Source organism: Parabacteroides leei, from assembly GCF_023369805.1.
Classification (GTDB): Bacteria; Bacteroidota; Bacteroidia; order Bacteroidales; family Tannerellaceae; genus Parabacteroides; species Parabacteroides leei.
The window spans coordinates 13,213-28,092 of the sequence record NZ_JAMBQG010000007.1; the positions used below are offsets into that span (position 1 = coordinate 13,213).

Here is a 14,880-nt window from a genome sequence, read left to right on the forward strand (position 1 = left end):
ACTATTAAATCAACAAACCATGAATTTTAAAGATTTAGAAGTATGGTTCGTAACAGGGGCCCAGCTTCTGTACGGAGGTGACGCAGTCGTACAAGTGGATGCACATTCCAATGAAATGGTAAAGGGATTGAATGATTCCGGAAACCTTCCCATCAAAGTAGTCTACAAAGGCACTGTTAACTCAGCCAAAGAAGTTACTGCTGCTTTCAAAGCTGCCAACAATGATGATAAGTGTGTAGGTGTCATCACCTGGATGCACACCTTCTCTCCGGCTAAAATGTGGATACACGGATTGCAGGAGCTGAAAAAACCGTTGCTGCATTTCCACACACAGTTCAACAAAGAAATTCCTTGGGAAACCATGGATATGGATTTCATGAACCTGAACCAATCCGCCCACGGCGATCGTGAATTCGGCCATATGGTAAGCCGCATGCGTAAAAACCGCAAAGTGGTAGTCGGCCACTGGCAAGACGAAAAAGCACAGGCCCGTATCGCTGTATGGATGCGCGTTGCTGCTGCATGGGCAGATGCACAGGATATGCTGATCATCCGTTTTGGAGACCAGATGAACAATGTAGCCGTGACAGATGGTGACAAGGTTGAAGCCGAACTAAAGTTAGGCTATCACGTCGACTATTGCCCGATAAATGACGTTATGGAGTACTACAATGCAGTAGACGACAAAGACACACATGCACTCGTTCAGCAATATTTTGCAGAGTACGATCATGCTCCCGAATTGGAAGATGAAAAAACAGAAGCCTATACAAAAGTATGGAATTCAGCTAAAGCGGAAATCGCTATCCGTCGTATCCTGAAAGATAAAGGAGCCAAAGCATTTACCACCAATTTCGACGACTTGGGTAATTTTGATCAGATTCCCGGACTGGCCTCACAGCGTCTGATGGCAGAAGGATATGGTTTCGGTGCAGAAGGTGACTGGAAAACTGCAGCTTTGTTCCGTACCATGTGGTTCATGAGCCAGGGTATGCCGAAAGGTTGTTCTTTCCTTGAAGACTATACCCTGAATTTCAACGGCGAACAGAGTGCAATCCTGCAAGCTCACATGTTAGAAATCTGTCCGCTTATCGCTGAACAAAAGCCGAAGCTGGAAGTACACCGCCTGAGTATCGGTATCGATAGCGAAACAGCACGCCTTGTATTCACCAGCAAACCAGGTGAAGGAGTCGCGGCAACCATCGTAGACATGGGTAACCGTTTCCGCCTCATCGTAAATAAAGTTGATTGCATCAAGAGCAAGCCGCTTCCCAAACTTCCGGTAGCCAGTGCTTTGTGGATTCCACAGCCCAACCTCGAAATTGGAGCTGCTGCCTGGATTCTGGCCGGTGGAACACACCACACCAGTTTCTCATACGACCTGACTGTAGAATACTTGGAAGATTATGCCGACATAGCCGGTATCGAAATGGTAGTTATCGACAAGGATACAACTATTTCCTCTTTCAAAAAAGAATTGCAGTACAACGACCTGTATTATATGTTGAACCGCGCTTTACAGTCTTAAATCATGGCTAACGAAAGATATGTAATAGGTTTGGATTACGGTAGCGACTCTTGTCGCGCCGTAGTCGTAAACGCAGCCACAGGTGAAGAATTAGCTTTCGCCGTTAAATATTATCCGCGCTGGATGGAAGGCAAATACTGCGATCCACTCAAAAATCGTTACCGCCAGCATCCGTTGGACTATATTGAAGGACTGGAAACTACCATAAAAGAGTCATTGGCTAAATGCCCGGCAGGTACTGCTGAAAAAGTAGTGGGTATTGCCTTCGATACAACGGGTAGTACCCCTGCCCTGACAGACAAAGAAGGTACTCCCCTCGCCCTTCTGCCTGAGTTTGCAGAAAATCCGAATGCCATGTTCGTACTTTGGAAAGACCATACAGCGATTAAAGAAGCTGCAGAAATCAACGAATTGGCAAAGCGCTGGGGCATTGATTATACTGCCTATGAAGGAGGTATTTATTCCTCCGAATGGGTATGGGCCAAAATGGCACATGTACTTCGTGAAGATGAAAGCATCCGCAAAGCGGCTTATGCCTGGATCGAACATTGCGACTGGCTACCGGCCCTGATCACAGGAAAAAACAAACCGGAAGAAGTGTATCGCAGCCGTTGTGCAGCCGGACACAAAGCCATGTGGTTGGAAAAATGGGACGGTCTTCCTTCCGAAGAGTTCCTGACAACACTCGAACCGCTACTGGCCGGTTTCCGCAGTCATCTGTTTGAAAAGACATATACCAGTGACACTTCCATAGGTCACCTGACAGAAGAATGGGCTAAACGCCTGGGGCTTACGACCAATGTAGCCGTAGCCGTAGGAGCATTCGACTGCCATATGGGTGCAGTAGGCGCTGAAATTACTCCACGCACATTTGTCCGCGTGATCGGTACTTCTACCTGCGATATCATGGTATCCTCTTATGAAGAGATGGGCGATAAACTGGTTCCCGGTATCTGCGGACAGGTAGACGGTTCCGTTATCCCCGGTATGATCGGACTGGAAGCCGGACAATCCGGATTCGGCGATATCTATGCTTGGTTCAAAAATGTACTGGCATGGCCACTCGAAAACATTTTGTCTAAAAGCAGCCTGATCGACGAAGAGACAAAAGCCAAACTGATTGAAGAAACAGCCGGTAAGATTATCCCCGTTCTTTCCGAGGAAGCTGCCAAAGTTCCGGTAAGCGAAAGTACCATTCTGGCTGTAGACTGGATGAACGGACGCCGCACACCGGATGCCAGCCAACTGGTAAAAGGAACGATAACAGGCCTGAATCTGGCAAGCTCTGCTCCGCTTATCTTCCGTGCGCTGGTTGAAGCAACCGCATTCGGATCGAAAGCCATTGTAGACCGCTTCCTGGAAAACGGTATCAAGATCGAAAGTGTGATCGGTATCGGTGGTATCTCCCTGAAATCACCGTTCGTCATGCAAACGTTAGCAGACGTACTGAATATGCCGATCAAAGTAGCAAAAGCGGAACAAGCCTGTGCCTTCGGTGCCTCCATGTTCGCTGCTGTAGCTGCCGGTGTATACGCTAAAATAGAGGACGCCCAGCGAGCTATGGGACAAGGATTCGCGAAAGAATACTATCCGAATCACGAGAGTCACCAGGCCTATCTGGCTCTATATGAGAAATATCGCAAATTAGGAAACTTTACAGAAAATGAATTGTTTGTATGATATGGCGGTCTATATGAAGAGATTCCCTATCTTTGTACAAAAATTAAACTAATTCATCAAAATGAACGATATTAAAGTAATGAACAGAGCAGCGGACAATATCCGCGTCCTGGCAGCGTCAATGGTAGAAAAGGCTAATTCCGGTCATCCGGGTGGTGCAATGGGTGGTGCAGATTTTATCAATGTACTATTCTCAGAGTATTTGGTCTATGATCCTAAAAACCCGGAATGGGAAGGCAGGGATCGCTACTTCCAAGACCCGGGACACATGTCGCCCATGCTTTATTCAGTCCTCGCTCTTACCGGTAAATTCACCATGGAAGAACTGTCACAATTCCGCCAATGGGGAAGCCCTACTCCGGGTCATCCTGAAGTAGACATCAAGCGGGGTATCGAAAATACCTCAGGTCCGCTGGGACAAGGCCATACATACGCAGTGGGTGCTGCTATTGCCGCCAAGTTTCTGAAAGCCCGCCTGGGAGATGTAATGAACCAGACTATTTATGCATATATATCCGATGGTGGTATCCAGGAAGAGATTTCGCAAGGTGCCGGACGTGTTGCCGGAACACTCGGACTCGACAACCTGATCATGTTCTACGACTCCAACAACATCCAGCTTTCTACTACCGTAGAAGAAGTAACAGCAGAAAATGTTGCCATGAAGTATGAAGCATGGGGATGGAAAGTAATCAGCATCAACGGAAATGACGTAAATGAAATCCGTAAGGCGTTGGATGAAGCAAAAGCAGAAGCCAGCCGTCCTACTTTGATCATCGGTAATACCATTATGGGTAAAGGTGCCCGCGGAGCCGACGACAGCAGTTACGAAAATAAAGTATCCACTCATGGTCAACCTCTGTCTGCAGCCGGTGCATCTATCGAAGAGACAATCAAAAACCTGGGAGGTGATCCAAAGAATCCGTTCGCCATATTCACGGATGTTGCCGAACTATATGCAAAACGTGCAAAAGAACTGGAAGCTATCGTAGCCGAACGTTATGCCGCTAAAGAAGTATGGGCTAAAGCAAATCCTGAACTGGCAGAAAAGATGGCATTCTGGTTCTCCGGTAAAGCTCCGAAACTGGACTGGGCAGCTATCGAACAGAAAGCAAACCAGGCAACTCGTGCCGCTTCCGCCACTGTATTAGGCGTATTGGCAACAAAGGTTGAAAACATGGTATGTTCTTCTGCCGACCTTTCCAACTCGGACAAGACCGACGGTTTCCTGAAGAAAACACATTCATTCAGAAAAGGTGACTTCAGTGGTGCCTTTTTCCAGGCCGGTGTTTCGGAACTGACCATGGCTTGTGTATGTATCGGTATGTCACTACACGGTGGCGTGATCGTAGCTTGCGGTACCTTCTTCGTATTCTCCGATTATATGAAGCCTGCAATCCGTATGGCAGCATTGATGGAGCAACCGGTTAAGTTCATCTGGTCGCACGACGCTTTCCGCGTTGGTGAAGACGGACCTACTCACGAACCGGTTGAACAGGAAGCACAGATCCGCCTGATGGAAAAACTGAAGAACCATAAGGGACACAACTCTATGCTGGTTCTCCGTCCGGCCGATGTCATCGAAACGACCGTTGCATGGAAGATGGCTATGGAAAACACAGCCACTCCTACCGCTTTAATTCTTTCCCGTCAGAACATTACTGACCTGCCCGCCAAAGAAAATCGTTACGACGAAGCTTTGCAGGCTGAAAAGGGTGCCTATATTGTAGAAAGCGACGCAAACCCGGATGTTATTCTGGTAGCTTCCGGTTCGGAAGTCTCTACGTTGGAAGAGGGAGCAGCATTGCTTCGTGCCGATGGCGTAAAGGTTCGTGTCGTATCCGTTCCTTCCGAAGGGTTGTTCCGCAACCAGAGCAAGGAATACCAGGAATCTGTTATTCCTACAGGAAGTAAAGTATTTGGTCTGACAGCCGGTCTGCCTGTCAATCTGGAAGGATTGGTTGGAGCAAACGGTAAGGTATGGGGGCTCGAGTCATTCGGCTTCTCCGCTCCTTATAAGGTTCTGGACGAAAAACTGGGCTTCACCGGAAAGAATGTATACAATCAGGTAAAAGAATTATTAGCATAAGAAACATAAGACAAAGCAGGCCCTGTTGTGACGATGACCGTCGACGAAGGGTGACGGTCATCGTCACAACAGGGCTGTTTGTCTGCCTCTAACAGATAAAGATGAAAACACTAGGTTTATGTTGTGACCACGCAGGTTACGAATTAAAAGAGTTTCTAAAACAATTACTGGATTCTAAAGGGATAACCTATAAAGATTTCGGAACCTGTTCAACAGAAAGTTGTGATTATCCGGATTTCGCCCATCCATTGGCATATGCATTAGAAGCCGGGGAAGTATATCCCGGAATAGCCATTTGCGGATCAGGAAACGGTATTGCAATGACTTTAAACAAACACCAGGGAATACGGGCCGCACTATGCTGGCAGGAAGAGATCGCGAAACTAGCCCGCGAGCATAACGATGCCAATATACTTGTCATGCCCGGTAGATTTATCAGTCAAGAGGAAGCCACTCGCACTGTCGAAGCCTTTCTGAACACCCCGTTCGAAGGCGGTCGGCACATACGACGAATTGACAAAATCCCGTTGTAAAAACAACGGGTATATCATGTAAGACACTATTATGACAACATTAGATTATATTGTAATAGGGCTATTCGCTTTAGCTCTAATTGGGATTATTGTATGGGTATTTAAACAAAAACAAGACAGTTCCGGCGACTACTTCCTTGCAGGTCGTGATGCCACCTGGTTAGCGATCGGAGCTTCTATTTTCGCATCAAACATCGGTTCAGAACACCTTATCGGCCTTGCCGGAGCAGGAGCTTCCAGCGGTATGGCGATGGCGCACTGGGAAATCCAGGGGTGGATGATCCTTATCCTCGGTTGGGTATTCGTACCTTTCTACGAACGAAGCATGGTACTGACCATGCCCGAATTCCTTGAGAAACGTTATAACAAAGAATCACGCACCATCCTCTCGCTTATTTCACTGGTCAGCTATGTATTGACCAAAGTAGCCGTTACGGTGTATGCCGGAGGTCTGGTATTTAAGGAAGTGTTCGGCATCCAGGAACTCTGGGGCATCGACTTCTTCTGGATCGCTGCCATCGGACTGGTGGTACTGACTGCCCTTTATACGGTTGTAGGCGGTATGAAATCGGTTCTTTACACCTCTGTATTGCAAACACCTATCCTGCTTCTGGGTTCAATCGTTATCCTTGTATTGGGATTGAAAGCCGTTGGCGGATGGGATCAGGTCCTGGCAGCTTGTAGCCTGACCCCGGCTAACGAATATGGAGATACGATGGTGAACCTGATCCGCGACAACCGCGACCCGGATTTCCCCTGGCTGGGAGCTTTGATCGGCTCTTCCGTTATCGGTTTCTGGTACTGGTGTACCGACCAGTTCATCGTTCAGCGCGTATTATCAGGTAAAAATGAGCAACAAGCTCGTCGTGGTACTATCTTCGGTGCTTACCTGAAACTGACTCCGGTATTCCTATTTCTTATCCCGGGTATGATCGCTTTTGCCATGCAGAAAAACGGGGTAACGATCAATGGCATTCCTTTCACAATGAGTACAGCCGACGCTGCTTTCCCATCATTGGTTGCTCAATTGTTACCTGCCGGATTTAAAGGATTAGTAGTGTGTGGTATTCTGGCTGCTTTAATGAGTTCGTTAGCTTCTCTGTTCAACTCATCAGCTATGTTGTTCACGATCGACTTCTATAAGAAATACAAACCGGAAGCCAGTGAAAAAACATTGCTTTATGTAGGACGTATAGCAACAGTTGTTGTCGTTGTCCTGGGGATTCTCTGGATACCGGTGATGAAGAGTGTAGGATCGGTATTGTATAACTATTTGCAGGACGTACAGTCTGTACTGGCACCGGGCATCGCAGCGGCATTCCTATTAGGTATCCTGTCTAAACGGACTACTCCGCTGGGAGGTATGTGGGGATTAATTATCGGCTTTATTATCGGTATTACCCGCCTGGGTGCAAAGGTCTATTATACAACGGCTGGCGTCGATGCCGGCGACAGTTGGTTCAAAGCCTTGTTCTTCGATACGAACTGGTTGTTCTTCTGCGGTGGTATGCTGGTATTCTGTCTGGCTGCAATTGCTATCATCAGTAAGTTCACCCCGGCTGCACCGGAAGCTCAGATACAAGGGCTCACTTTCGGTTCTTCTACTCCGGAACAACGAGCAGCTACCCGTGCCAGCTGGAATAAATGGGATGTGATACATTCTTGCATTATTCTATTGATTACAGTGGCATTCTATATCTATTTTTGGTAATCGAGACCTATCATAGAATACTCTGTATTCTGTTAAGATAGCCGATACTGTTGTAAAAACAGACAGTATCGGCTATTTTATTGTTACTTATCTGTCATCAAGTTAAAGGCATATTATCCCGGAACTTGTCTTTCTTCCGTTTTGTCAGGAAGTTGCGGGCTACCATGGGGAAGAGCTCGAGTAATAAGACTTCTTTCTCATTTTCGGCTACCAATATACCCAGTTCTTCGATGAAGGGGTTTTCTTCCATTTCGTAATCGGAGGCGTCGTAGAAATGCTCTTCTCTGTCACCTGTTATCTGAAGACGAAATTCAGGATCGATAGGAAGCGGAGTTTTTCCATACTCACCGCGTACCAGGGAGACGAAAGGATAAACAAGTTTGCTGTATATTGGTTGTCCGTTCATTTCGCATAATGCGCTCGATACAGCCTGGGAAGCTATTACTCTGTTTACAGGAGTAACCAATGGAGGAAGACCGGCGTCCATCCGTATCCGCGGGATCAGCATCATAGTTTTCTCCAAGAGTTCGGGATGACCTTGCTGTTTTAACTGGGCAACGATCTGATTGAACATGCTGGCCGGTATCTGCGATTTCTGTACAATCTCATCGGGAGAAGGGAAGTTGAAATATTCCTCGATGGCATGGCAGAATATCAACAGGTCTTCTTCTTTATCTTTACGGGCGGCATCGATGGCATCGTTGAAGAAACGGTCGATCTCAGTGGGCAATTTATCTGTCAGCGGATCGAAGGGGTTGGGTAATTCTTTTGAGGTATCGTAGCCTTTTAACTCTTTACGTATCTTTAATAATTCGGAGTTGATGCAAGCGATAGCTTCCATATCGATATCCAGTTCTATCCCCATCTTCTTACAGAACACGTAGATCAATTCGATGGCGGGGGCGGAATAACCTCCGGCAAAATACCAGATATTGGTATCTACAATATCTACGCCGTTAACGATAGCAGAGAGCATTGAAGCCAAGCCGTAACCGGCTGTACAACGGGTATGGAAATCGATCGGGGCTTTCAGTTCCTTCTTAAAGAGGCGGACGAGTTCAGCAGTCTTTCGCGGAGTAATCAGTCCGTTAGCATCTTCAAGAGTAATGATATCGGCTGTGATATGCTCCATCTGTTGTGCTTTTGACAAGAAATAATCGTTGGTAAAGACCGGTTTGTGCAATGGATGACCGTGCAAGGCGGCTTCAATACGCTCTAATGCTGAATGATGGGGATCTATTGAATAGCAAACTGCACAATCCACCATTCCTCCATACCGGTCAGTATATTTAATTGCTGATTTCATATTGTCTATATCGTTCATGGCATCGAAAATGCGCATAATGTCAATACCCGACTCAATCGTATTACGGCAAAGACTTTTTACAACAACATCCGGATAGGGATTGTAGCCAAACAAATCACGTCCCCGGCAAAGGGCGGTAAGTTTGGTGGATTTACCCACGACTGCCTTGATCTTTTCCAACCGTTCCCATGGATTCTCGTTCAGATAACGCATAATGGTGTCCGGTACAGCTCCTCCCCACACTTCCATAGCATAGAAACCTACATTTTTATAGAAAGAGAGTACACGGTCGATTTGCTGTTGTGACATGCGTGTTGCAAAAGAGGATTGCTGACCGTCACGAAGCGTTACGTCACGGATAAATAGTTTATGTGCCATAATTCTTTTTGTTTAAGATGGTTGTCATACTTTATATATAAAACATTGGCGTTTAAGGTTTGGTTCCTGTTTTAAAGAATATGCTAAGGGAGGGAAATGTTAAATGATAGTCCCCGTAGGGAGTGGGGTTGAACACTCTCCCCCCCTACGAGGTAATATCTTTCTATTTTAGATTCCACCACAAAGGTGTTGTCGTCAGATCGGGTCCTCCCAACAACTCTAATGCTTTCTGGTAACCTTCCTGATTGTTGGTCTGGATATTGGCCGGATAACGGTAGCGTTTCGGGTAGAAATCCAGGCGACATTCTTTAGCGGTTGCCATCGTCAAAGGAACCTGATTCAACGGGTTATAATCCTTCTCAACTGCCTGATTCTCAAAGAAAGGCAAACCAAGACGACGATGATCGCTCCATGCTTCTTCGGGTAACCAGGGTACCTGTGCGATATATTTCTGGGTGATGATTTTTGTCAATGCATCGTTATTATAAGAACCGCCACGATAGATCGAATTCTTCGGATAAGTATAAGTCATCGTCTTATTTTCCTTTGTATACGGATCTACATAATTGACGGTGTAAGGCTGTGCTTCGGTTGTATGATCGAAACTGACGGAAGTACCTACACGGTTATAATCGGTAGAAGCCAGATATTTACCAACTTCGCTTATTATGCCATGGTACTGGAAGCTGGCGGTGATACCGTTTTCATAATTCGACTTCGCTGTTCCCGGAACAGTCCACCCCTTGACTGCAGCTTCTGCCATCAGGAAATAACTTTCCCATGGACCGAAGAATACACGTTTCATCGTACTCATACGGTACTGTTTTGCCATAGAAGGATAATTGTAATTCTTTCCCGTCAGTTCACTGACCAGACCGGCCAGGTCATTCCATTCTCCGGCAACCCAGGTTCCCCAGGTATATTTCGGATCGATGGTAAGCATTGGCTTGGAGTTATCACTTGGGTCCATCAGATTCACTGGTACTACGCTATTGGCGGCACCGATATAGTCGGAATAGACTACGCCATCATTCCATCCCACCACACTGAACAGCTTCGGGGCACGTGGATCGACATACTGAGGTATACCGTCAAAGTAAAATCCGGCACACGGATCGTTTGTGTTCAGCGGGAAATGTTTATTCAGGTATAATCCCATGTAGGTATGAGGATCTTTCAGATGACTTTTCAAAGAGTCGGGTACCGGAAACTCTGTATTACCCAGACCGACGACCAGGTTCTTGAATGTTACCGACATCGGTTGTGCATTCCATGTACGCGACATAACTCCGGTCAGATCGCTCCATCCGTCTTTTTCCTGCACAGCAGCCATATCATCGAGTGTAGAGATAAAAGTCTTACTTGCCGCATCTTCAAACTCAGTCTTCGCCAGAGCTGGTGAAATACCGGAGATACGCATAGCGAAACGCATACGCAAGGAGTTCGCATACTTCTTCCATTCATTGATATTCCCGGCATAGAAAGCATCTTCGTTTGCCATGTCCGACATATCGATAGATGGATCGAGAGCAGCCTCTGCCTCTCTCAATTCTTTCAGGATAAATCCATAGATCGTTTCTACGCTATCATACTCAGCCGGAACGCCTGTGAAGGCAGATAAGGCAGGGATCGGCCCGAAGCCGTCGGATACTTCCGAGTTCAGATAGGCACGCCAAATACGGGCCATCTGGATGACATTCTTATAATAAGGATACTGTTCGGCTTCACCTTCAGCCACTTTCTTTTCACCCAACTCAATCGCTTTAGTGGCTTTGTTCAGCCAACTTACAGCATAAGAGTTGCTCAAATAGAGCGTGATGTAGTCGTTATTATCAGTACCGATAGTGAAACCACTTCCGCGATTGAAGCGTGAAGCACGGTTCCATTCGGCAATAAAGATACGTTCGGCAATTTCCGGGTTCATCTGTGCACCGATAATGGAAGCATTGAGAAACCATTCGGGCTTCACCTTACTTTCTCCCACCTGGTTTGGGTCTTCGTTAATCTCCTCGAAATCGGAGCAGGAAGACAGCAAGGCAGCTATTGAGAATAGACCGGCTAATAATATATTTTTTGTATTCATCTTACTTTATTTCTTTATTGTTATTTCTACTTATCAGCTTTAGATTTGTTTACGATGTCACAACAGCAGTGTTTATGATCTCCAAACAGGAGTGTTTGCGATGTCCAAACAGAAGCGTTTAGGGTGTCTAAACAAATTCAAAAGGAAATGTATTAAAACCCTACCGTCACATTTAACGTAAACGACCGGCTGGTTGGAGCAGCTCCGTTTTCAAACCCGGTAGCATTTGTATTCGTTGCCGATACTGATTCAGGGTCGATACCCGGCAGGTTGTAATGGATCATCCATACATTATTACATGTTGCCGACAGACGCAAACGCTGGAATGGTGTACTCTTTAATATTGCCCGATTAAAATCGTATCCGAGCGTAATATTACGCAGACGGATATTTGTTGCATCATAGGTGTACATTTCCGGTAAGCCATAGTTACCGGTCGAACCGATACGTTCCCAGTAATTCTGTGGAGTCACGGCAACATTATTTTCTTTATATCCATCAGGAGTCTGAACGACTGAGTTCGGTACGACAAAGTTTTCACGACCACCGTTCACAACTGTTCCGGCTGCATTACCACGAACATACAGGTTGGAAGCTGTTGCCGAATAAAGATCGCCACCAATGCGGAAATCAATCAGGAAACTCAGGTTAAAACCTTTGTAGGCGAAATTGTTAGTAAGACCGAGCATCCAGTCGGGACTTTGGTTACCCACTTTCGACTTACCGGTCGTGATCAGTGGAAGTCCGTCCTCCCCTACAATCTGCCTGCCATAGTAAGGACTATTCTTATCTTCTACGCGCTGGAAAGTCTGACCGTAAATATCACCGTAGTAACTACCCTGTACGGCTACGATCTGGATCGCATCCAGTGTTTTGATATCATAGAGGGTGACACCCGGATAAAGGTCGATGATTTTATTACGGTTCAGGGAGAATTGTGCTGTTGCATTCCAGCTCAGTCCTTTCGGATTGTCTAGTATCGAACCATTCAGAGAAACTTCAACCCCTTCGTTCTGAATATTACCGGCATTCACTTTACGGGAACTATAACCGGAGAACGGGTCCATCGGCAGGTTCAATAACTGACGGGTGGCATTTGTCTTATACCAGGCTGCATCCAAACCTAAACGATTATTGAAGAAACGTACATCGAAACCGGCTTCCCAAGACTTGATCAACTCACTACGAACACTCGAGTCGAACAACACATTTCCCGGAGCGGCTGTCGTATTACCGTTTTCATCTTTTCCAACCGTAAAGTTATTATATAGCTGGTACGGATCAAGATCGTTACCAACCTCTGCATAAGAAGCTCTTACCTTGGCAAAGGTAAACCATTCGGGCATCGAGCTTCCTATTTTAGGAAGCATATCGGAGATCACTGCCGACAAACTTACCGAAGGATAGAAATAAGAGCGGTTGGCTTTCGACATGGTAGACGACCAGTCGTTACGGGCCGTTACATCCAGAAACAGATAACCGTCCCAGTTCAACTGCAATGACCCGTAAAGAGAATTCATCTTACGGCGGATCAGCTCGGAAGTAACGGTCGGTTTATTTATACCATTGTTCAGAGAGAAAAGGTTCGGAACAAGCAATTCGCCTGCCGAAGCATTCATCTTCGTACGTTTCTGCATCATCAGGTTACCACCGAAAGTAACGAAACCACCCAGACGATCCAGGAGGTTATCCTTACGAGCTGTAGCCAGGAAGCTGTAATTGTTTTCGTAGAACGTTTCAGAACCTTCGTTATACAAACCACGGGGAGAGGTGTTACCTCCAGCATACACTTTTTCGTTCTTGGTAGTAGTATAATAGTCGGTACCACCGCGGAGTTCGATATCGAACCAATTGGTCGGTGCATATTTCAAGGCAATGTTACCCAATAAACGATTACGGGTATCGTTGTTTTGTCTGTATTTAGTCACCCAGTACGGGTTTTCCTGTGGATTCTTGGAGGCATCCCACCAGATCATATTGCCTTCTTCGTCGACGCTGTTCTTAAACTCTTCCACATTCAATGAACGTGGCAGGTTATAGATCGTGTTAAAAGCATTCGAAGGATTGACCCCCTGGATCGGACGGTTGTGGGCATTCATATTAATGTAGTTCACCTTGGCATCGATCTTCCACTTTTCGGCTTCATCCAGGAAAGTGGTTGCACGCATAGTGATATTGGTCTTGTTCAGCTTCGACTCAGGAGTGATACCGGCATCATCCGAACGGTTGATAGAGGTAAAAACGGAAGTTCCCTTTATATTCTGCTGGAAGCTAACGCCTTCGTTGAAAGAAGTACCGGTACGGAAGAAAGCATCGATATTATCATAAGTCTGCAAAGGAACCTGGCGGCCCAACCAGTCCGAAACCATCTGTCCTTCTGCTTTCGGTCCCCAGCTCAAACGCGACTGGTTATCGTATGCTCCGACCGAACCTTGACCGAAGTCGTTCTGCAAATGAGGTTTCAGGAAAATCGACTCGGTAGTGATACCGGCATTTACCGTAATACCCAAGCCTTCATTCTTCTTTCCGGACTTGGTAGTGATCAGGATCACACCGTTACCGGCACGCGATCCATACAGAGCGGCAGCCGAAGCTCCCTTCAATACCGTCATCGACTCAATATCTTCGGGGTTGATATCCGAGAGTCCGTTACCCATATCGGCACCGGAGTTACCCCATACATCATCTACCCCACCGGTAAAGTTATCCATCGGTGTACCGTCTACTACGATAAGTGGTTGGTTACTACCCGTCAGGGAGCTGTTACCACGAAGCACGATCTTGGATGATCCTCCTACCCCGTTACTGGAACGGACAATCTGCAAACCGGAAACTTTACCTGATAATGAATTGGCAAGATTGGGTTCGCGGGAAGATAACAGTTCGTCACCTTTCAACTCCTGCATAGCATAACCTAATGCTTTCTTGTCGCGCTTCATACCTAATGCCGTAACAACGACCTCATCCAGTTTCTGCGCATCTTCCTGCATTTTTACATTCAGAGTGGTCTGCCCGGTGTAAGGAATATCTTGTGTGGCAAAACCAATAAAAGAGATTTGGATAATGTCTCCCTTCTTTACGCCTTCGAGAGTGAAATGACCGTCCATATCGGTCATCGTACCGTTAGTGGTTCCTTTTATTACAACAGAAGCCCCTGCTACGGGTCCGAACTCATCTTCAACTACTCCCGTAACTTTCGTATCCTGTTGGGAAATGTCAATAGCAGGATTCCCGGCCTCCGGATTTGCATAGGCGTTTCCGGTGAAACCCAACGCCCCCGCGAGCAGAATCATGCTGACAGATTTGAATCTTTTCAACATACTGATGTTTTTTTTGTTTAGTTTATTAGTTAAATGCGTTTGGCATAAACCAATGTCATTTGCTAATTGAAACAGAAAAAAACAGGCGTTGTTGCAAGATTAACATTAGATAAATAAGGAATAAATGAATACAAAATAACCATCGAAAATACGGCACTCCAAGTAAATCATTAACAGGAGATAATAATAAATCAAGACTCTCCACTACCAGACAATAACTTTTTTTTCTTTTTAGTTACATAAAATAAAAAT

At 46.1% G+C, this 14,880-nt stretch carries 8 protein-coding genes; 5 read left to right on the forward strand and 3 right to left on the reverse strand.

The window, feature by feature from the left end:
- Positions 1–19 precede the first annotated feature (19 nt).
- The 5 genes from araA to M1P97_RS11790 all read left to right on the forward strand — a co-directional run bounded on the left by araA (position 20) and on the right by M1P97_RS11790 (position 7,541).
- On the forward strand, positions 20–1,528 hold the full coding sequence (gene araA / locus M1P97_RS11770; protein ID WP_249389188.1) for an L-arabinose isomerase: 1,509 nt from the start codon (positions 20–22) through the stop codon (positions 1,526–1,528).
- Between the two features lie 3 nt (positions 1,529–1,531).
- The gene (locus tag M1P97_RS11775; protein ID WP_249389189.1) at positions 1,532–3,208 is read left to right on the forward strand and encodes a ribulokinase; all 1,677 of its coding nucleotides are present in this window, start codon (positions 1,532–1,534) and stop codon (positions 3,206–3,208) included.
- Between the two features lie 61 nt (positions 3,209–3,269).
- Complete coding sequence (locus tag M1P97_RS11780; RefSeq protein WP_195372577.1) at positions 3,270–5,297, forward strand: transketolase family protein; 2,028 nt, start codon at positions 3,270–3,272, stop codon at positions 5,295–5,297.
- 101 nt (positions 5,298–5,398) lie between these two features.
- Positions 5,399–5,830, forward strand: a complete 432-nt coding sequence (gene rpiB / locus M1P97_RS11785) for a ribose 5-phosphate isomerase B (RefSeq protein WP_249389190.1) — start codon at positions 5,399–5,401, stop codon at positions 5,828–5,830.
- A 31-nt stretch (positions 5,831–5,861) separates the two neighbouring features.
- Positions 5,862–7,541, forward strand: coding sequence for a sodium:solute symporter (locus M1P97_RS11790; protein ID WP_249389191.1), 1,680 nt, complete (start codon positions 5,862–5,864; stop codon positions 7,539–7,541).
- Positions 7,542–7,638: 97 nt separating this feature from the next.
- Here the strand turns inward: M1P97_RS11790 and M1P97_RS11795 are convergent, their stop codons facing one another.
- The 3 genes from M1P97_RS11795 to M1P97_RS11805 form a co-directional block, all read right to left on the reverse strand.
- Complete coding sequence (locus M1P97_RS11795) at positions 7,639–9,225, reverse strand: carboxylase (RefSeq protein WP_249389192.1); 1,587 nt, start codon at positions 9,223–9,225, stop codon at positions 7,639–7,641.
- A 163-nt stretch (positions 9,226–9,388) separates the two neighbouring features.
- Positions 9,389–11,308 (reverse strand): SusD/RagB family nutrient-binding outer membrane lipoprotein, encoded by a 1,920-nt coding sequence (locus M1P97_RS11800; protein ID WP_195372581.1) that lies wholly within the window; start codon positions 11,306–11,308, stop codon positions 9,389–9,391.
- Between the two features lie 152 nt (positions 11,309–11,460).
- The gene (locus tag M1P97_RS11805; RefSeq protein ID WP_249389193.1) at positions 11,461–14,628 is read right to left on the reverse strand and encodes a SusC/RagA family TonB-linked outer membrane protein; all 3,168 of its coding nucleotides are present in this window, start codon (positions 14,626–14,628) and stop codon (positions 11,461–11,463) included.
- Between the last annotated feature and the right edge of the window lie 252 nt (positions 14,629–14,880).